This is a genomic window from Phycicoccus jejuensis, assembly GCF_000720925.1.
Classification (GTDB): Bacteria; Actinomycetota; Actinomycetes; order Actinomycetales; family Dermatophilaceae; genus Phycicoccus; species Phycicoccus jejuensis.
Window position 1 is genome coordinate 1 of sequence record NZ_JOEE01000060.1, and the last position, 323, is coordinate 323.

The 323-nt window shown below is 73.7% G+C and carries 1 pseudogene; it reads left to right on the top strand.

Features of this window, described 5'->3' with window-relative positions:
- Window positions 1-323 (top strand): annotated as a pseudogene (locus IG69_RS0119615) (IS481 family transposase); the annotation flags it as partial.

Consider the following 323-nt stretch of genomic DNA (forward strand, 5'->3'; position numbering starts at 1 on the left):
GAGGCCGCGATCCTGGCTGCCAGGGTCGAGCACCGCCGCGGGCAGGACTGGCTCGGGCCCGAGCTGGGCGTGCCGGCCCGCACCGTCAGCCGCGTCCTGCGCCGCCACCACGTCCCGCTCCTGCGGGTGCTGGACCCACTCACCGGGGAGGTGATCCGCGCCAGCAAGTCCACCGCGGTCCGCTATGAGCGGGACCGGCCCGGGGAGCTGGTCCATGTCGACGTCAAGAAGATCGGGAAGATCCCCGACGGTGGCGGGTGGCGCGCCCACGGCCGCTCGATGGGGTCGAGCGCGGCGAAGAAGAAGGCCCGGATCGGGTACGA